Here is an 18905-nt window from a genome sequence, read left to right as displayed (position 1 = left end):
ATACCACAGACTCCTGATTACTTACCTGTTAAAAAACAACGTCACGACATAACACGATCAATATGTGTCGCTGTATTATTTTGTTACAATCAACTTTGTTTTAAACCATTTACCATTTGCCGACACTTCAATAAAGTACATACCAGCTGTTGCATATCCCGGCAATTGAATATTCTTACATACAAGTCCGTTTACAACATTTACCTTTTCTGTAAATAACAGCTTACCCGCAATATCTCTGATGCTGATGTTTGCTGTACTTGTTATTGCCTGCTCAAGTTGTAAGTTCAACGTAAAGTTTCCGTTTGACGGATTTGGATACAACTGCATTGCTGCATTTGCATTTCCTGTAAACAAATCATCAGCAGATCGGTTTGCAGTTGTTGCACTTGTTCTGAAATTTGATCCGGCAAGATAGGCTGTCCACGATTTTCCACACTTCGCCCTTATTTGCCATTGGTAATTTTGATTAGACACAAGATTGGGTATGGTTACTGAACGAATATTTCCGGTTAAGAAAATATCCATCCATTTACTGCTGCCCTTACCGATTGCTTTGTATTGCAGTTGCCATTGCTCCGGATTAGCAATTGCGCTCCAGCTTAAACGTACACTGTTGGCTGTAACATCAGTAACAGTTAATCCATTTGCGTTTGTACAGGTATAACACGCAACCTCATCAATAACACCATCACAATTATCATCAATTTGGTTACCACATACTTCTACTGCTGCAGGACTGATAGCCGGATTACTGTCGTTACAATCTCCACTATTGGTTACATAACCTGCGGGCGCTGTGGATGAACATACAGCAATTGGTTTTGCGATATTGCCGAAACCATCCCCATCTTCATCTTTATAATAGGTTTGGTTTTCGAAAACTGTATGATCAGCATCGTTACAATCGCCTGCTATGAGTTCAATTGTTTGAATTACATATCCGTCACCGGGCTTTTCACATTGTGTGACCGGAGCGCCGGTATAATGATGATCGCCATCTTCATCTTTCACCCAAACAGTGAGAGGATTGATTTCTTTTTTGGTATCATCACAATCACCTGGATTTCGCATAATATAGGTATAACCTGCACCAGGTGATGTACATTGTACAATTGGATCTCCGGTGTAATAGAAGTCATTGTCAGCATCTTTTACCCAAACAGTAGCCGGATTAAGCCAGGGAAAATCATCATTACAATCGTCTCCTGTTGTTGAATAACCCGGAGGAGCTGTTTCACTGCGCAACCATGCTTTTGAATTGGGATTACCATAACCATCACGGTCACGGTCAACATAGTAAAATTTCTCGGCTGGTAAAAAAAGCACACCAAAATCTACTACCATTGAATTTGGAGCAACATTACATCCATTTCCCAGCGTTGCTCCGCAACCTAAGCCAACTACACGCATTCGAACAGGATTGTCTGATACGGTTACATTTGAAGGCACAGTAAACGAAAAGCTATACTCGCCCATGATACACTCGGGTGACGTGTGAACAGCTTCGTTTTCATCCAAAAAATCACCGTCTGCATTGTAATCAATAAACACCTGCAGCGTGCTGCTTACATTGATGAAAGGCAACCCTACTGTTCCTTTGTAAGTATATGTTTCACCGGGTGTTAAAGAAACAACCTCGGTGCAGGTATTATTTCTATAAACACTTCCATATGTGCCTCCAAAAACATGTTCCAGATCGTTTAATTTAAAATTTGCAAATGCACCCGGTGCAGGTCCTGTTCCCGTTATTGTTCGACATCCATTCGGTAAGCCCGAATTAATAAATACTTGCTTAACAACCGTACTCGTTACATTATTATTATAAGCCGTTAATGCAATGGTTTTTAAACCTGGTGTTGCATACTGTACCGTCAGCGACTGTGCATTTGAAGTTGCAGGGTTGCCGCCAGGCGTTTCCCAAAAAACTCCATTAACAGATCCAACACTTGCACTGTTTAAGTTGAAGGTATTACTGCAACTAAACTTAGGCAAATTAAAACCTGCTGTTGGTGGCTCAGTGTTGCAGCCACTAATACATGCTGCCAAGGAACTGTTCAAGTAATTTGTCATACTCAGAATACTTGCAGAACTAAAAACTGTATTTGGTGGGTCTGCTAAACTAGGGGCCATGATATACGGGGCTCCGGAGGCATCGTGTTGTGCACTCAGGTTATGACCCGTTTCGTGGGCGGCAAGTACCCCTGCCTGTAAGCCCGTTTGCGAAAATAAATCTCTGTTTACCTGGTATTTTGCACTGGAACAAACTGCGCCAACAAAAGCGAGGCCAACAACTCCCCCATTATCAGGTATAATATTTTTCATGGTCCAGAGCTGACCTAAATCAAAATTGAAGCCAATGCCAAATCCACCGGCGCTCCCCCATAGTCTAAACATTTGCAGCAGATCTTCTGAACCGGTTGGATTGGTCGGTAATAAATAAGGATCTGTTGCTGCTGAAGTGGAAACGTAATTTCGTTTTATTCTGAACTGTAAATACGAACTGCCAATCTGGGCATTACTGTACAACAGCACCATCGTATTCATAATACTGATATTGTGCTCTTCAACCAACTCAGCCGACCCGTATTTTTCAAAAATGGTCGCATCCGTAGCAACCGCCATTTCGATGATTTTACAGGTACCCGTTGCTGAACCAAGTGTAGTTGCTGATGTTTCGGCTGCAGCTATTTGCTTTTCGGCAACCTCCGTTGCGCCACACAGCGAGGCGGAAGAGGGCACTACATCTTTTGTTTCATACACAACAAAACTGTTGGCCGCTGCTTTTTTATTATAATACCGCAAGGGCTCAATAAAATAGTCGGTGGTTTTCCCTTTGATATGTCCAAAGATGGTTTTATCGGAAATGGTAAGTGCCACTATTGAACCTTCTTCGTTGGCCACCCATCCTGTATAGGTTTTAATATCGGGCCGGACGGTTTCTTTTTTACCGTTGGGGCCGGCAACAATCATACTGTACGATTCACTTAATATATCCTGCTCTGTTAACGAGAGTGAAAGCGATTGAAGACCGGTAAGCTCCAGATCAAATTTAAAAGAAGCTCTCCCCTGCGCTTTGGAGTTGCGCATAAGTTCAGGTGCATTGATTGTAAAGAGGTGATACTTTTTAAACACTTTCTCCAGCGAAGGCAAGGTTTTTTGATTGACCGGTGTAGCCTTTAATTTGTACTGGGCAGCCACCGACAATGGAAACAAAAAAAGAACAGCAAAAACACATTGATAAAAAACTGTGCGAACACGAGCAGTTCGCTTGCGAAAAAAAGCAGTCATGGTGATTTAGTTGAGATGAATGATTGTGTCTGTAAAGTAGACCAGGAGTATAACAAACCCAGCAAAACGAACAGGACAAAAGGCTGACTTCGACCGGACAAAGACCGGACAATGAGGAAAATTGTTCTTTCCGTCGGCCAGGGGTCTGGTGTAACCGACCCCGAGATTCAGAATTACAGAGCACCAACCTAAACATCAAAAACACATGACTGAACACCAACCACCACTCATAAGACGACAGCAACGGTCATTGTCCCGATTTCCATTCCTGTGCACATGAAGATTGCTGCAATGCAGATGATTGCAAGTACCTGTTTAACCACCCCAACTGCAAAACACATCTTGAACGTTTGCTGTTTATTTATAAATGCAACAACCAACTGGTCGATCATATTTATGCGCAAGGCGATATGTACAAGGAATTAATAAAAGATTAGGACGAGATCAAGTATGAGAACAGTGAGCGGTGAGTTTGATTGAAGGATTGTTGAAAACACAAACGGATAAAAAAATCCCCGAGGTCGGCTAAGGACAGACCCCGGGGCGGGAGAAAGAAAAATTAATTACCAAGGTTTGCTGTAACCGCAAGGAACCCAAGAAAATTGCCATTTTCTACATCGTATTTAACAGTTAGAGGTAGCCATAATGATTTAAAAATATTAATCCTTAGAGTTGTATTTAAAGAGAAAATGCCAGGTTTTTCTCCAACCTGGACTTTGCCGAATTGATAATCATACTGGGTGAAGAATTTAAACTCCATTTTAGGTTCTTTAGTTTCATTTTCGATTAAAACCTTGTTTGCGCCCAGACTTATTGAGAATGGTTTGCTATCGTAATTCACTTTTTTCGTAGCTGTATCGTTGGTTATTTTAAAAGCTGATTTTACTTCAATCTCCCAAGGTTTTTTGCTTAAATCTTTGCCAATTCCAACTGTGAATTCAGAAGCAAAAAAATACTCACCTTGCCTGTTGTTTCTGTCATAAACAACTGTAGGCGAAAAAGTCCACAGTGGCTTTCGGGAATATTTTTCACCAATGGCATCATATAAATCTCTTGCCGTGTTTTTGCCTTTCAATAGTGATATTACAGTTAATTCTACATCATCTTCGCTAATACCCAGGCTTGCATCGCTCTTAACAGCAGATGCAGCCAGGCCGGGACTAAGCAGCGCTTCAACTATCAGTGGGTGTAAGCTCGAAAAATCATTGTTTGCGCTTGCATTTGTCCATGAAAGGTTAATGTCTTTTAGTGTGTCTACATCATTAAATTTTGCTGGATATTTCTTTGCTATATATGCAAGGATTTCCGTTTTAATATCTGCTAATATAAATGCACTTTTAACTAAGGCGTTCTTGTCAACACTTTTGATTTTTTTTAGTGTAATATCTTTCTTGTTCATTATTGTAAACGTAAAGCCACCGGATATTTTGGTAATTGAACTAAGACTATCACCTTCAAGCCCTATATTGAAAGACGTTTGTCTGAGTCTTCTTTCCTTGCTGTAAGATATTTCTTTTCCCTTTTTTCTAAAAACTGAGTCTAATCCAAAAAAAGTGGAATTAAGGGAAAACTTTCGATCATCGCCTAGCAAGTCATCTATACTTGCCCTGAAAAAAGTACTAAGTATATCCTTACTGTTTGCCGTTTTTTGAGAATTGACAATTGCGCTAACCTTTTTTCCCTCTGCGTCTGTAAATTGGCTATAGCCATGAATGCATGCTATCGACAAAATAAATATTATAATATATTTTTTCATTTCTTAATTTTTAGGTGGTTTGAATGGCATAGCCAGGACTGAATGCTTTGCTAACTGAGTCTTCTATAGGGTTAGGATTGTCAAAATCACCCGAAATCGTTATTTCGAAATTAGCTGTGGTAAACCCTGTAAAGTCAATATTGTAAGTAAGACCGGGTAAAAGATCTGTAAGAGTTTCCTCAAAATCTCTTTCAAATGTTTTTCTGAAATCATAATGATTCTGCAGGGAATTTGGGCGGAATACGTCTAGTATGACAAAATTGTTGACATTACCTGAGAAATTCCCTTTGATGGTAATTGTGCTCATAATTTTAATTTAATGCCTACTCTTTATTCCCGTTTTCGGCTTCCCGGTTTATATGTTACTCTAAAGCTTTGCTTACTTTATTGAATGCATATGGCACCACACCTATACCTAACGCCAACAGTACTGAAGAAAGGCCAGTCAATGTTGGAGCCTCATTACTTTTTATATATTGATAGATAAAAAAACACGTTAAGCACAATGCCAATACCCATGTTAATGAACTTGTTATAAAAGCGATGTACCTGCTGCTGCTTTTTGTTGGCTCATCGGAAGCTGTTACTTCGAGAGTGGCAGGAAGGAGCGTTGTTAAAAGACCGGCAGCTATAGGGTTTTCTGCCAATGATTTTATTTTCTCTGCAGTGTACTCAGGATTAGGAATTATTTTCTTAGGCAATTCAGTTTCAGACAACGCTTCCTTCAAGTCGAAGTCTTTCATTTTTTTTCGTATAGCCAGCAATACAATCATAAAAATCAATACAGGAGAAAAAATTAAAACCCATTGCATAAAACCAATTTCGCAATTAGCACAATCAGTAACTGTTGTCGAAAATTTTTTATCTAATTGCGCAACAGCCTTTCCAACAGTATCAATATTTTTCTTTAAAACATCTGTTGTTTTCTTAATCTCCTGTATGTCTGTAGTATGTTGTTTTACTACCGAATCGGTTGATTGAGAAAAGGTATATAAGCAACAAATCATCAATGCCGATACCAAAATATTCTTTTTCATAAAATGGAGTTGAGCCGCCTACTCTATAATCCCGTTTTCGGCATCCCGGGTTTTTGCTTTTAAACACTTTCACATACACTATCGATTTGGGTCGTGTCTTTACCAACCTTTCAGTTATATTTCTTTAAGTAAATAATTGTGGTAATGGAGTTTTATCAACCCATATCTTTTTCGTGAAGGAAATTCATAACAATGCAGCGTTTTGGTTTAAATGATTCAACCGTACCAACAGTTGCAGTTCTCAGACAGATACCGGTGTTATGTATCAATAGCATCAGATAGAGATTCTGCTCTGCAACCCGGTACTTGATTTTCATAAGTCAGCAACGGCCTTGGCTTTACAATGTGGTGTTTATGCTGCAAACTTCTTATTTCAACTACAATAACACAAGGGGGAAGTAACGGTGTGGGCTACGGGAAAATTCCCGTTTGATGTTTCGGCTTGTTTTGCCTATTTTGAATATTCTTCACCAAATTTACAGTTATGCCAATTAAAATTGTTTCAAAAGAAAAATTAGCTCAGGAAGCATTTGCCGGAGCAAAATCAATTTCAAAAGAAGATATAGAAGACTTAATGGCAACCTATAATCGTCATACGGGAAAAAAAAGAAAGGGAAGCACTAAGATTGAACCTCATGACAAAACCAAAGACACAAGAAGCGCATGGTATTCACTAGGAGAAATCATACAGTTTCTAAGAGAGAACTATGTTGATTTGTCGCCGGGAGCTGATTTAAAAGCATATGGCATAAGGATTTACTTTGGTATGCATGATGCTTCTCATCGTTATCAACCGGAACCAAGAACAAAACCTGCAAGCGACTACCATCAAATGGACACACCTATCCTTGTGTTAACGAAAAAAAACGGAACAGTCGATGAAGATCAATTGCATGAAGATGCAGCTATAACCATGGCTCCCTTATTTGATCCTGAAGAAGGCTTAGACAATGCCCGTCTTTGCCCACCAGAATGTAACGGAGGAATGTAACTGAACAATATGTTTGATCTCTATATCATTGCTGCAGCAACTTTAGCGGGGCTTGTTTTTATCATGCGTATACAACCTGCCTGGTTCCGGCTCTTTGTGCCCTATCTTTTTTTAACGCTTGTTCTTGAAACAGCCGTTGCGTTTAACTGGATGAACATACAGAACATCAGCAACCAGCTTTACAATGGTTTTACTGTGTTTGAGTTCTGCTTTTATTTTTACATCTTTTACCGAAGCTTTAAAGAGCCTGCGCTAAAGAAAGCAGCCCTCATTGCCATACCGGTATTTCTGGTTGTTGCAGCAGTGAATATTTTTTTTATAGAAGGCACAAACAGATTTCATACCATTTCTTACCGTATTGCAACCGTAGCCATAATCTATTTCTGTTACCGTTATTTTAAACAACTGCTTGAAGTGGATACTGAACTGAATATTATCCGCACGCCTATGTTTTGGGTATGTACGGCCCTTTTGTTTTTTTATGCCGGGTTCTTTTTTTATTTCACCGCATTTGATTATCTGGCGTATACCAAAAGCACACTAAATTTACAGGTATGGCGTCTGTTGAGCCGTGGTCTTAATATTTTTCTTTACTCCTTTTTTCTTATTGCGCTGATATGCCATCTGAAACCATTAAAATCTTAGAAATTGTTATTATAGGCACGGTGCTACTTTTGCTTGTAATTACTTTTATGGTTTCATTTATTGTCATTCACCGGAAGCGCCGTAATCAATTTATAAGAGATAAACTAACCATGGAAAAAGAACTTGAACAACAACTTCTTCAATCACGTATTGAAGTGCAGGAACAAACCTTTCAGCAAATCGGTAAAGAACTGCACGACAATGTGGGCCAGCTGCTCAGTACCTCACGAATGCTTATTGGCTTAACCGAACGGGAACTGAAAAATCCACCTGATACACTGCTCACAGCAAATGCTACATTGGGACAGGCCATCAATGAGATACGTACCCTTGCAAAATCACTGGATAAAGAGTGGCTCGAACGTTTTAGTTTTTCTGAAAATATTCAAACTGTCATTGACCGCATTAATGCGGGTGAAGTGATCAAAGCAAGCTATGAAGAACAGGTGCCGCTTTTATTACGAAGTGATGAACAGATCATCCTTTTCCGGATTGTACAGGAGGCTGTACAAAATGCGGTAAAACATGCAAGTCCTGCTTCTATTTTAATACGGGTGCAAAAAGAAGAGGAAGGTTACACGATACAAATAACAGATGATGGCAGAGGGTTTGATACAGCAACTGTAAAACGGAATATGGGGCTTACCAATATGCAGCACCGTATTCATTTGCTGGGTGGAATTATTAACATCCAATCATCGCCCGGCAATGGAACAAACGTGCATATTTATTTCCCTCTACAAAAAAAAGAGCTATGAAAACAACAATTGGCTTAGTGGATGATCACCAGCTTTTTTTAAAATCATTACAATTGATGCTTGAAAGCTTCGGCAACTACGAAGTGGTTGTTGAAGCGTTAAATGGCGAAAGTTTAAAAAATAAAATCAGCAACCTGCCGACGCCACCAGACCTGATGCTGGTTGATGTAAACATGCCGGTGCTCGATGGTATTGCTACCAGCAAGTGGCTGAATGATAAATATCCGGCCATGAAACTTGTAGCACTTTCTATGAATGATACAGATACAGCCATCATAGAAATGTTTAAAGCAGGTTGCTGTGCATTTCTCTTGAAAGACACACACCCTACAGAGCTGGAGAAGGCCTTGAAAGAAGTGGTAACGAAAGGCTATTACAATGCAGATGCCTCTAATATAAATTTCAGACGTTTACTGATGACCTCATCTGAAACGCCATCAATAGTAATGACGGAAAAAGAGAAGATTTTTTTAAGCTACGTTTGCAGCGAACTTACCTATAAACAAATAGCTGCAGAAATGACTCTGGCTGAACGAACAATAGATGGCTACAGGGAATCGCTATTCCAAAAATTTAAAGTACAAAGCCGTGTAGGACTTTGTTTGGAAGCGTTAAGGAAAGGATTTGTGAAATTATAAGAACTTGTTTCTTAGGGACGTTTCATGCAAAGAAGAACAAAACAACATAACACTATGCACATTTTAATTAAATTCTTTGACCTTTGACATCGATCCTGATCACAGAAATATTGTGCTGTTTAAACCCAATCCATATCAAGATACATACAAATAAAACAAATACTTGCGGCCAATCGTTTTCTTTTTAATTTCATCGATACAGGAGTTAAACTAAATCAACCAAATTCACATACGTTCCCTACACTGCCATGTTACGTAAGCTCTATTATACCATTGCAGGCACTGAAAAAGCATTTTCATTTGAGCACAGGATCTTTAACCTCACCAGCTTTGTACTCACTGTTTTTTCGGCACAAGGCACCATCTTTAATTCTATCCTTGGTTTACACCCCACCACTATCATCCTGGGTATAACGGGTGCTTCACTTACACTGCTCACCTTTTACCTTTCACGTTTCAGGAAACTGTTTAACCAGACTTTACTGGTTGGGTTTATACTGGCAACAATTTTTGTACTGGCTCCTTTGTTTTTTTATAATGGCGCATCGCTTGGTCCCACCATTTATTTAATGGTCATGATCCTCACCGCACTGCTGTTAATTTCGCCGCCGGGCATGCAGTTACTGTTATGCATTATTTATGCAGTATCGATCATCAGCCTCCTGGTTCTTGAATATTATAATCCTGACTGGATCATACCCTACAGCACCAATGCACAGCGTATTGCCGATTATGCAACCTCACTTCTTTATACATTGTTTTTTACAGCGTTGGTGATCTGGTTATTCCGCCGCAGTTACGATCGGGAGCAACGCACGATTACGTTGCAAAAAACGGAATTGGAAACATTGTATGCCGATGCACAGGAGAAGAATATTTATATCCAGTCGCTTATCCGTGAACTACATCACCGTGTAAAGAATAACCTGCAGGTGGTATCGAGCTTAATGAGTCTGCAATCGAACCGGGTGGAAGATGAACATGCAAAAACTGCATTGCAGGAAGGCAAAACAAGGGTTGATGCGATGGCCATGATCCATCAGAAATTATATGTTGATAACGAACTGGCGGCAGTTAATATGCAGGATTACCTGAACCAACTCACTTCTTCGTTGGCCGGTAGTTTTGGTTTGCCTGCATTTGCGGTGGAAACAACTGTGCAACTACCAAACCCATCGATGAATATTGACCGTGCAGTGTCTATCGGTCTTATTGTAAATGAATTGGTGACGAATGCCTGTAAACACGCATTCAAACAAACAACTGATCCAAAGCTTTATATACAGCTTGCGCAAACAGGTGATGACTTGCAACTCAGCGTTGCCGATAACGGTATTGGTTTAAAAAATAATGATGAAGCAGAAAGCGGTTTTGGTTTAAAACTCGTAGGTATACTAGTGAACCAACTTGACGCATCGATGCAGGTGACAAACAAGCCGGGCACCCGATACACGATACAAATGAAAGCAGAATGATGACGAATAACAGTATTTTAATTGTAGAAGATGAATTGATCATTGCCAATGGAATTGCAGAACTCCTGGCTGAAGAAGAATATGATGTAACGGGCATTGCCAAATCAGCAGCAGAGGCATTGCTCATTTGTCGCAAAGCAGATACACTGCCCGCTGTTGTATTGTGCGATATCAACATCAAAGGCGATGTAAAAGGACCTGAACTTGCATTACAGTTAAAAGAAGAGTTTGATGCAGAGATCATTTTCTTAACTGCTTACAGCGACAGCAAAACTTTACAACAGGCTTTTGCGGCCGACCCTGTGATGTACTTAATAAAACCTTATAACGATACACAGTTGCTGGTGGCGGTGCAAATGGCCTTTCATAAATTCATTAAACGACAAACAGCACGTATCTATCCAAAGCTTGATCTTACTGAACGTGAAAAAGAAATTGCAAGGCTTATTGCGGAAGGTCTTACCTCAAAACAGGTAGCCCGCCAACTCTTCATCAGTATTGAAACAGTGAAGACGCACCGCAGGCGCATGTTGCAGAAAAATAATATCAGCAACTTTCCGCATCTTGTTTATATCATGAACAGGGAGAGTTGATCAATAATGCGCTTCAATGTATGTTCATCCCTTATTATTAAACTGATCACAAGCCTTAATCCAGCTGTTGCTGCAAAAGCAAAGCAGCAGCAGCATTTGCTAATAAAAATTTTTCTTCAGCTGATACCTGGCCAAAATAAACAGTACCTCTTTCCATCAGTGATACAGCTGCAACTGTTTGTCCCTCTTGATTCCTGAATTCAAAACCAACTGAGCCGCCAAACGGAAGATTTACTGCGTTACCCTGTTTATTCAGAAGTTTATAAACAGGCGCCACTATATAATATTCCGTTTTGCTTTTAGCCAGTAATCCCGTGTACGTTTTTGCATTTCGTTGAGCAGCGTTATTGTCAATGATCATTTCCCATGGTACTGCATTTTTTGCAGGGATGATGCGTACAGCGTACGTATTAACACCGCCATCACCTATCTGCATAATATCACCAATGATATTTACAATGCTATTGGGGTTGTTTCCAATCGATAAATCGTGCCAACGTACTTTCGAAAATGCCGTTACTTCCGATTGATGACCTGCTTGATCAACAAGACTGAAGCGCACGGTTTGTTTTCGACGTACAAAATCAATATTCAACCGCTCCACCCAATCGTTTGGTACAGGAACACGAAAACCCCAGCTGCTTCCCTTTGTCCAGGAACGATTTACAGCCGTTGTTCTGTATTCACCAAATGAAAGTTTTTGTTTAATAAAAAAACCATTGCGGCCTTTTACAGTTAATCCTTCAGCAGTGTGCAGGGAAGAATCACTAACTGCAATTTTCGGTACTGAATTACAGGCCTGCAGAACAATGATCAACAGAAATGAATACATGACTTTTTGCATAATCACTTTATTTAACGAGGTTTAAAAATGATCTTTATCCCAACTTATCGTGTACAGTAATCAGAAAAACGATCCTGACTTTTGCTACTCAGAATTTATTCTTCTATAATACGTGCATCACCACTGATCACAAGGTTTTCCTGCTGCGGGTTTCCTTTATAATAAATGCGGCTCTTGCCTGCTGCAGTGGCACTTATCCATTGCAATGCAAACACTTTAATGGTGGATTGACTGGCGGCTACTGCTGTTGCTTTTACTACCGGTGTTGCGTATGTGTCAATAATGGCAGCGCCGGCAGTTTCTGCTTTTAGTTCGCCTGCAATACCGTCGAGCGTTATTTCTGACAGGCTTGAAGCAAGCAGTTGAAATAAGGGCGCATTCATTTTTAAATGCAGTTTACTTTCCCCACTTGTTTCTACCCGTACAGGAACGGTTTCGGTAAACCCTTCTACTGTAATATTGCTCACACCGGCAAAAACCATATCCTGTAAAGAAGGCATGGTAATGGTAATGATTGCTTTCTGTCTGCGCAGATCAAAATGCGGGTAGTCCATTAACAAGAGATGATCAAATACCTTGATTTCAAGATCAGCCAGGTCTCGCTCCCTGCCTGTAATGCGAACACTATAGTTGGCTCCCTGTGTTACACGAATATCAAATTCACCGGCAATTTCCAGTTTGCTGAAGTCATGTACATTCAACTCTTTGGTAATAGTTTGAAAGCCTTCTTTCCGGCAGGAGGTAAATATCAGGCCAATAAAAATAACGAGGCACAGAAAAATGTAACTTCTTTTCATGATGATAAGGTTCAATACAAATAACAATACAATTGCAAAAATGCAGAATGCAATGAGGCCAAACAATCACATAAACGTGTGAACAAAAAGAGAAGCATTCAGTCCTGCATCCTTTCTGAAATTTCATAGAGGTTACCCTTTTTTCATATTTCAAAAAATTACTATCTTATCGCTTTAAAACCATCATATGACTGAATCGAATCCAAACGACAAGTATGTTATTTCTTTTCTAACGCTGCGCAAAGCAGTAGGTATTTCCGGCATGGCTTTACCATTTGTACTGCTTGTTGGTTATTTCCTTTTTGAAAAGGGTTGTAAGTTTCCTCCGAGCATCAGTCATTTTTATTATACTGATATGGGTAATCTGTTTGTTGGCATATTGTGTGCCGTAGCATTGTTTTTATTTACATACAATGGTTACGATAAAAGGGATATGATTGCGTCTAAACTGGGCGGCACCTTTGCCGTGATCGTTGCGATGTTTCCTACCAATTTTGGCAAGTACACACTTGACGAATGCAGCCGTATTACACAACAATCAAATACTTTTTCGAATGCCATGCATTATGGCGGTGCTGTGTTACTGTTCTCCACTTTTGCTTATTTTTCACTTGTACTCTTTGTAAAATCGAGCCAGGAAGGAGATATACACGGACAGAAACTGATCCGCAATTACATTTATAAAACCTGTGGCTGGACGATCGTTGTATGTATCGTCGCCATTGCATTGATTGGTCTTATTGATAGTTGGTACCAGGCATTGAAACATTTAAAACCAACGTATGTATTGGAGACGATCGCCTTGTTAGCGTTTGGTTATTCCTGGCTTATTAAGGGAGAAACGTTTTTTAAAGATGAATAATAGAAAATAATAGAGCATACCTAAGCAAAAGATAATAATACCGCCGGAAATCCGGCGGTATTATTTTATGAAGATATCCGTGAACCGGCTTACTTCATTTCAGATGCACGATTATTGTTTTATGATTTTCAATGTTTTTGTTTCATCATTACTTGTAAACTTCACAAGGTATTGTCCACTGACCAATGATGAAATATCGATGACTGCATTACCTGCTTCTTTAAATTTATATACGCCCATCGACTGACCCATCAGATTTAAAATGGATACCGATGTATTTGCTTTTATGTGTTGAATACGCAATTCATTTCCTGTCGGGTTAGGATAAATCTGCGTCTGCATTAAATTTGAAACAGGCAAAGCAGTAACAGATGCTTCACCTATACGGGCAGCGGCACCAACTGAATAACTATCAAGATTATCGATATAATAGGTACTTCCTGTAAATGAATTGGAATTAAACATTAACAACATGCGGGTTACACCTGCATCAGATGCAGCAGCATCGGGTGCATCAAGGAATGTAAAAATCAATCGCTCCCATTGGTTTTGTTTTGTGGTGTAAGCAACATACCTGCTGTTTCTTCCCGTCGGGTAATTTGTAGCAGAAGCAGTGCTTCCTTCGAGTTGAATCAGTACAGGTGTGCCAACTGGTGCGGCAGTGTAGACATCGAGATAAAATTTCTTTACTTTATTTTTATAATCAGCTGCGTTTGTAATAGCCGTTGTGTTGTACTGTATATAATCGTATTGTACTGTGCTGTTTCGGATATATTTACCGCTGAGCGCCGATGTATTAATCCCACTTGCTGATGGGTTGGCCACCACGCTGTATGTGCCATCACTACGTGAATAAGTAGCCTGACCTGATGCATCAAAATTTACAAAAGAGAATGCATAATTATAAGCCGGTTCAACATATACATTCATTGCAAGGTTAGAAGTGCCACAGGAAGAACTTACTGCACAATTTACATTACCTGATGAACTTGTATTGGCCCAGTTTACAGTAATGGAATTGGTGCCTTGTCCCGAAGCAATTGTTGCACCCGGTGGAACACTCCAGTTATAATTACTTCCCGCAGGAGCATTTGCTATACTGTATGTTTCGCCTTGTGCCTGGTTAAGCACAACCCGCTTACCTGAAATGGTTGGGGTGTTACCTGCATACACACGCACATAATCCACTTCCATAGCTACGGGAAAGATCTTTGTATCAACTGTACCACCCAGTGTACCTCCTACTGCAAGATTAAGAATGATATAAAAACGTTTATCAAAGGGCCATGCGTAGGGAGCAATATCAGCAGAAGTAAGTGTGCTGTAAAGATTATCGTCTACATACCATTTAATAACACCTGCCTGCCACTCTACAGCAAACGTATGAAAGGCATCTGCAAACGTACCTGAGTTTAAAAAAAAGTTAGCGCCTTTATACTGATGATCGGTTGATGATGTGCCGTAGTGTAATGTACCAAACGAATTATTTGGTTTTGCACCTACCAATTCACTGATGTCAATTTCACCACTGCGTGGCCATGTGCCATAGTAACTGTCGGTAGGCATCATCCAGAATGCAGGCCATAGCCCGGCACCTTTTGGCAACTTGATACGGGCTTCAAAACGGCCGTATGTCCAATCGCCTTTGAGATAAGTTTTGATACGTGCCGATGTGTAGTTATTGGCTTGTACCCTTTCTTTTTTTGCAGTGATCTTTAAGGTACCGCTACCTACTGTTGCATTTGCTGCTTTGTAATACTGTAATTCGCCATTGCCCCATCCGCCACCACCGTTTTCGGCAGTCCATTTAGCGCCATCTAATGTTGTGCCGTTAAACTCATCGGCCCAAACAAGCGTAGGGCATTGGGCATTTGCGGTTATATTGAACAGAAAACTAAGGGCAACCAGTGCCGTGAACAGACAAGCTGTTGTGCATTTTTTTAACATGTGCAATCGTTTTTGGTAATTGTTTTGAGATAAATGAATTCTGTTTCAATATTACCAAACCGATTTTCGAAAGCATCTGATTATACTACATCAATACTACATCAGCAAGCGGTATCCGTCGTTATCCGGGGCTACTTTATTACTTCATTCATAACGTTCGGGCTGACAATAAAATCCACCCCCTCAAAAAATTGAGCTTCTGCATTACAACCATCTATCATCACTTTCTGTACAACTCCTATGTGTATGTTGAATAACTTTCCAAAATATATTGTATGTTAGGAGCAATAACAACCTCATCACATGAACTTTCTTGGCAACCTTATCTGGCTCATCTTTGGCGGCTTCTTTGCAGCACTTGGTTATTTTTTCGGCGGCATTATCTTGTGTCTCACCATTATTGGTATTCCCTTCGGATTGCAATGTTTTAAACTGGCAGGCTTGGTATTATGGCCCTTTGGGAAAAAAGTAGTGAGCGATTCTTCGCAGTCAGGTTGCCTCTCGGTATTGGCTAATATTATCTGGATCATTTTTGGTGGTATTGAAGTGGCGCTTACGCATCTTATCATGGGCGCATTCCTGTATATCACAATCATTGGCATTCCGTGGGGGCGGCAACATTTTAAACTATTGGAAATTTCATTACTTCCATTTGGGAAGAGAGTCGTTGATGCCCCCTGATCACTGCTACCAGCCTGTTATTGCAAACTGACAGCGTTATGACTTTTTGCCAATTGATCTGCCCGTAACTTGCGCCTCTAAATTATAACCGATGAAAGTAGAAATATGGTCGGATCTGGTGTGCCCGTTTTGCTATATCGGCAAACGGAAGTTTGAACAGGCGCTTGAACTGTTTCCTGATAAAGAGAACGTGGAAGTTGTGTGGAAGAGTTTTCAATTGGATCCTGAGATGAAAACAACTCCCGGCGAATCAGTGCATCAATATCTTGCGAAACGGAAAGGCGTTTCAGTTGAAAAAGCAAAAGAGATGGGCCAATACATGTCGAACATGGCAAAGGAAGTTGGATTAGAATACAATTTTGATATTGCGGTGATCAATAATACACTTGCCCCACATCGTTTGCTCCACCTCGCAAAAAAATACGGCGTTCAAAATGAAGCAAAAGAAAAATTGTTTGCAGCGTATTATACGGCAGGGAAAGATATTGCTGATACAGATGTATTGATTGAAACCGGAACAAGCCTTGGTATACCTGCAGATGAAATCCGAAATATGCTGGAAAGTGATTTATATGTTGATGAAGTACGGGAAGATCAATACCGGGCACAACAGATCGGAGTACAGGGTGTTCCGTTTTTTGTATTCAATAATAAATATGCAGTATCAGGTGCACAACCGGCTGCCGTATTTACACAGGTATTGGATACCGTTTGGGAAGAAGAGAAGCCATTGGTGGAAATAGCTGCGGCTGATGGTTTTTGTACAACAGATGGTATTTGTAATTAATTCTAGAAAAAACAAGTTGTGATAAAACAGTTACACTTGTTCGATCATTTTAAACTAAAAAAGCAATGAAAAAAGTTTGGCTTATAACCGGTTGCTCCACCGGTTTTGGAAGGGCACTGGCTACAGAGGCGTTGGCACAGGGTTATCGTGTGGCAGTGGCCGCCCGTAAAACAGAAGATGTACAGGATATTGTTTCGGCTTATCCAGATACTTCGATCGCAGTAAAACTGGATGTAACTGTTCCTGAACAGATCAAAGCTGCTGTTGCAACTACATTGGAAAAATTCAAGCAGATCGATGTATTGGTGAACAATGCAGGCATTGGTTATTTTGCAGCTGTTGAAGAAAGTGAAGAAGCAGAAGTGCGTCGCATGTTCGAGATCAATGTATTTGGTTTGGCGAAGATGACGCAGGAAGTATTACCGCATATGCGTAAACAGAAAAGCGGCCATATCCTCAACATCTCTTCTATTGGCGGTTTGCGTTCGTTCCCCGGTGTTGGGTTTTACAACGCAACAAAATATGCAGTGGATGGTTTAAGTGAAGCCTTGTACAAAGAAGTGGCTCCATTGGGAATTAAAGTAACCATTATTGCGCCAAGTGGTTTCCGTACCGATTGGGCAGGTCGTTCAGCAAAAGATACCACTGTAAAAATTGATGACTATGCTTCTACTGCCGGTAAGAACGCAGGTGATATACGTGGCTATAGTGGTAATCAACCGGGCGATCCTGTGCGTGCAGCAAAAGCAATGATCGATGTAACAGAAACTGAACATCCGCCATTGCGTTTATTACTGGGCGCTGCTGCATTAAAAGGAGCACGACTGAAAGTGGAAGAGTTGAAACGTGATTTTGAAACGTGGGCTGCCGTAAGTGAGGGTGCTGATTTCCCAAAAGAATAATTGATTCATCTTGTAATGAAAAACACTTCCGGCTCATAAAACCGGAAGTTTTTTTTATGCTCAACCTGTCTTTTGTTTTACCCCGGCATACATTAATTTCTTCGCTTCTTCGTACTGTGTACCAAAAGCAGCGAATGGCAGAAATATCGGCGGCGTATTTTCTGTTACTCCATATTTATTTGTATGACTGTACCGGCCGCTTTTACCTGCAAGTTTAGTGGCCCATTGAAAAAACAAAGGAAGACGTTGCGTATAAATTGCGGGATCTTTTAAATAAACAGCCAATGCAGCTTCTTTTCTTGTGCCACTGCCGCTGTTTGAACTTACCAGTACTTCTTCCAGCATTTCAATATCTGTCCAGGCAATAAATCCTGTACTGATGCCATTTGTGTTAGCTTCAAACCCGTTTTTATAAATAGCGATTGCTGCAGTATCCTTTATGAACATCTTCATCCAAACAAAACAAAGAAACAATCCCACCATGCAAAAGAAACCAAAGATGATGATTTCAATGATGGACAATTGTTCCTCAGAACTAAACGCACCATCATCACTAAACAGATCCGGTATTACTGCAAATACAGCAAACACGGTCGACATAGCTAAGGCAATAAAAGCCATGATTAAAAAAATGAAGCGATTGGGTTTTATAACAAGTTCAGGTTCCATAAACAAAATTAAATTAGATAAAACCGGTTGGGTTTTTCAAATATACTGTTTCGCTATAAAAAAACATTCCTTGTGCAGCATTGTAATGATATATAAGTAAGGTAATTATACAGCATAAAAAAAACACTCCTGATAACTGTCAGTTTTATCTCTTATAAATATTTGTACCTTCTCTTATTATCTCATTGAACCATATCTCCGGCTCTTCCAGACTGCTTTTTACTTCATACCC

General features: G+C 40.1%; 18 protein-coding genes. 10 read left to right on the top strand and 8 right to left on the bottom strand.

Translation table 11 applies throughout. From position 1 onward, the window contains the following. Positions 1 to 75 precede the first annotated feature (75 nt). The 4 genes from H4075_RS07660 to H4075_RS07645 all read right to left on the bottom strand — a co-directional run bounded on the left by H4075_RS07660 (position 76) and on the right by H4075_RS07645 (position 6084). Positions 76 to 3291: a M12 family metallo-peptidase gene (locus H4075_RS07660; RefSeq protein ID WP_182805634.1), complete on the bottom strand. Its 3216-nt coding sequence runs from the start codon at positions 3289 to 3291 to the stop codon at positions 76 to 78. 559 nt (positions 3292 to 3850) lie between these two features. Continuing rightward, positions 3851 to 5047 carry a hypothetical protein gene (locus H4075_RS07655; protein WP_182805632.1) on the bottom strand — a complete coding sequence of 399 codons (1197 nt, stop codon included), beginning with the start codon at positions 5045 to 5047 and terminating at the stop codon, positions 3851 to 3853. A 10-nt stretch (positions 5048 to 5057) separates the two neighbouring features. Further along, positions 5058 to 5354, bottom strand: coding sequence for a hypothetical protein (locus H4075_RS07650; protein WP_182805630.1), 297 nt, complete (start codon positions 5352 to 5354; stop codon positions 5058 to 5060). A 55-nt stretch (positions 5355 to 5409) separates the two neighbouring features. Next, positions 5410 to 6084, bottom strand: a complete 675-nt coding sequence (locus H4075_RS07645; RefSeq protein ID WP_182805628.1) for a hypothetical protein — start codon at positions 6082 to 6084, stop codon at positions 5410 to 5412. Positions 6085 to 6568: 484 nt separating this feature from the next. Here H4075_RS07645 and H4075_RS07640 point away from each other — a divergent pair, with 484 nt between their 5' ends. From H4075_RS07640 to H4075_RS07615, 6 genes are all read left to right on the top strand, one after another. Next, entirely contained in the window at positions 6569 to 7075 is a 507-nt protein-coding gene (locus H4075_RS07640) for a hypothetical protein (protein ID WP_182805626.1), read from the top strand. A 9-nt stretch (positions 7076 to 7084) separates the two neighbouring features. Beyond that, the gene (locus H4075_RS07635) at positions 7085 to 7720 is read left to right on the top strand and encodes a hypothetical protein (protein WP_182805624.1); all 636 of its coding nucleotides are present in this window, start codon (positions 7085 to 7087) and stop codon (positions 7718 to 7720) included. A gap of 47 nt (positions 7721 to 7767) precedes the next feature. Beyond that, positions 7768 to 8478, top strand: a complete 711-nt coding sequence (locus tag H4075_RS07630; protein WP_182805622.1) for a sensor histidine kinase — start codon at positions 7768 to 7770, stop codon at positions 8476 to 8478. Further along, positions 8475 to 9116: a response regulator transcription factor gene (locus tag H4075_RS07625; protein ID WP_182805621.1), complete on the top strand. Its 642-nt coding sequence runs from the start codon at positions 8475 to 8477 to the stop codon at positions 9114 to 9116. The genes H4075_RS07630 and H4075_RS07625 overlap by 4 nt, the downstream gene beginning before the upstream one ends. Before the next feature lie 248 nt (positions 9117 to 9364). Continuing rightward, positions 9365 to 10591, top strand: a complete 1227-nt coding sequence (locus H4075_RS07620; RefSeq protein WP_182805619.1) for a sensor histidine kinase — start codon at positions 9365 to 9367, stop codon at positions 10589 to 10591. Beyond that, on the top strand, positions 10588 to 11184 hold the full coding sequence (locus tag H4075_RS07615; RefSeq protein ID WP_182805618.1) for a response regulator transcription factor: 597 nt from the start codon (positions 10588 to 10590) through the stop codon (positions 11182 to 11184). The genes H4075_RS07620 and H4075_RS07615 overlap by 4 nt, the downstream gene beginning before the upstream one ends. Before the next feature lie 55 nt (positions 11185 to 11239). Here H4075_RS07615 and H4075_RS07610 read toward each other — a convergent pair whose 3' ends face one another. Together H4075_RS07610 and H4075_RS07605 are read right to left on the bottom strand one after the other, a co-directional pair. After that, entirely contained in the window at positions 11240 to 12028 is a 789-nt protein-coding gene (locus H4075_RS07610; RefSeq protein ID WP_182805616.1) for a hypothetical protein, read from the bottom strand. A 95-nt stretch (positions 12029 to 12123) separates the two neighbouring features. Further along, positions 12124 to 12825 (bottom strand): head GIN domain-containing protein, encoded by a 702-nt coding sequence (locus tag H4075_RS07605; protein ID WP_182805615.1) that lies wholly within the window; start codon positions 12823 to 12825, stop codon positions 12124 to 12126. Positions 12826 to 13012: 187 nt separating this feature from the next. Here H4075_RS07605 and H4075_RS07600 point away from each other — a divergent pair, with 187 nt between their 5' ends. Beyond that, a complete protein-coding gene (locus H4075_RS07600; RefSeq protein ID WP_182805613.1) occupies positions 13013 to 13687 on the top strand; it encodes a hypothetical protein in 675 nt (224 codons plus the stop codon). 111 nt (positions 13688 to 13798) lie between these two features. Here the strand turns inward: H4075_RS07600 and H4075_RS07595 are convergent, their stop codons facing one another. Beyond that, positions 13799 to 15634 carry a family 16 glycosylhydrolase gene (locus tag H4075_RS07595; RefSeq protein ID WP_182805611.1) on the bottom strand — a complete coding sequence of 612 codons (1836 nt, stop codon included), beginning with the start codon at positions 15632 to 15634 and terminating at the stop codon, positions 13799 to 13801. A gap of 303 nt (positions 15635 to 15937) precedes the next feature. Between H4075_RS07595 and H4075_RS07590 the strand changes: the two genes are divergently transcribed. From H4075_RS07590 to H4075_RS07580, 3 genes are all read left to right on the top strand, one after another. After that, the gene (locus H4075_RS07590) at positions 15938 to 16315 is read left to right on the top strand and encodes a YccF domain-containing protein (RefSeq protein WP_182805609.1); all 378 of its coding nucleotides are present in this window, start codon (positions 15938 to 15940) and stop codon (positions 16313 to 16315) included. A 91-nt stretch (positions 16316 to 16406) separates the two neighbouring features. Further along, entirely contained in the window at positions 16407 to 17102 is a 696-nt protein-coding gene (locus tag H4075_RS07585; RefSeq protein ID WP_182805607.1) for a DsbA family oxidoreductase, read from the top strand. Positions 17103 to 17167: 65 nt separating this feature from the next. Next, entirely contained in the window at positions 17168 to 18004 is an 837-nt protein-coding gene (locus H4075_RS07580) for an oxidoreductase (RefSeq protein ID WP_182805605.1), read from the top strand. A 60-nt stretch (positions 18005 to 18064) separates the two neighbouring features. Here H4075_RS07580 and H4075_RS07575 read toward each other — a convergent pair whose 3' ends face one another. Continuing rightward, complete coding sequence (locus H4075_RS07575; protein WP_182805603.1) at positions 18065 to 18673, bottom strand: STM3941 family protein; 609 nt, start codon at positions 18671 to 18673, stop codon at positions 18065 to 18067. Positions 18674 to 18905 lie beyond the last annotated feature (232 nt).

It is taken from the genome of Lacibacter sediminis, from assembly GCF_014168535.1.
Lineage (GTDB): Bacteria > Bacteroidota > Bacteroidia > Chitinophagales > Chitinophagaceae > Lacibacter > Lacibacter sediminis.
Note: the sequence above shows the minus strand (reverse complement) of the source record. Positions and strands in the feature narration are given on the sequence as shown.

Bases quoted from the DNA above. Each gene is read 5' to 3' on its own strand.
- H4075_RS07585 (WP_182805607.1), top strand. From the start codon at position 16,407: ATGAAAGTAGAAATATGGTCGGATCTGGTGTGCCCGTTTTGCTATATC.
- H4075_RS07580 (WP_182805605.1), top strand. From the start codon at position 17,168: ATGAAAAAAGTTTGGCTTATAACCGGTTGCTCCACCGGTTTTGGAAGG.
- H4075_RS07615 (WP_182805618.1), top strand. From the start codon at position 10,588: ATGATGACGAATAACAGTATTTTAATTGTAGAAGATGAATTGATCATT.
- H4075_RS07635 (WP_182805624.1), top strand. From the start codon at position 7,085: ATGTTTGATCTCTATATCATTGCTGCAGCAACTTTAGCGGGGCTTGTT.
- H4075_RS07620 (WP_182805619.1), top strand. From the start codon at position 9,365: ATGTTACGTAAGCTCTATTATACCATTGCAGGCACTGAAAAAGCATTT.
- H4075_RS07575 (WP_182805603.1), bottom strand. From the start codon at position 18,673: ATGGAACCTGAACTTGTTATAAAACCCAATCGCTTCATTTTTTTAATC.
- H4075_RS07595 (WP_182805611.1), bottom strand. From the start codon at position 15,634: ATGTTAAAAAAATGCACAACAGCTTGTCTGTTCACGGCACTGGTTGCC.
- H4075_RS07605 (WP_182805615.1), bottom strand. From the start codon at position 12,825: ATGAAAAGAAGTTACATTTTTCTGTGCCTCGTTATTTTTATTGGCCTG.
- H4075_RS07660 (WP_182805634.1), bottom strand. From the start codon at position 3,291: ATGACTGCTTTTTTTCGCAAGCGAACTGCTCGTGTTCGCACAGTTTTT.
- H4075_RS07650 (WP_182805630.1), bottom strand. From the start codon at position 5,354: ATGAGCACAATTACCATCAAAGGGAATTTCTCAGGTAATGTCAACAAT.
- H4075_RS07640 (WP_182805626.1), top strand. From the start codon at position 6,569: ATGCCAATTAAAATTGTTTCAAAAGAAAAATTAGCTCAGGAAGCATTT.
- H4075_RS07590 (WP_182805609.1), top strand. From the start codon at position 15,938: ATGAACTTTCTTGGCAACCTTATCTGGCTCATCTTTGGCGGCTTCTTT.
- H4075_RS07625 (WP_182805621.1), top strand. From the start codon at position 8,475: ATGAAAACAACAATTGGCTTAGTGGATGATCACCAGCTTTTTTTAAAA.
- H4075_RS07655 (WP_182805632.1), bottom strand. From the start codon at position 5,047: ATGAAAAAATATATTATAATATTTATTTTGTCGATAGCATGCATTCAT.
- H4075_RS07630 (WP_182805622.1), top strand. From the start codon at position 7,768: ATGGTTTCATTTATTGTCATTCACCGGAAGCGCCGTAATCAATTTATA.
- H4075_RS07600 (WP_182805613.1), top strand. From the start codon at position 13,013: ATGACTGAATCGAATCCAAACGACAAGTATGTTATTTCTTTTCTAACG.
- H4075_RS07645 (WP_182805628.1), bottom strand. From the start codon at position 6,084: ATGAAAAAGAATATTTTGGTATCGGCATTGATGATTTGTTGCTTATAT.
- H4075_RS07610 (WP_182805616.1), bottom strand. From the start codon at position 12,028: ATGCAAAAAGTCATGTATTCATTTCTGTTGATCATTGTTCTGCAGGCC.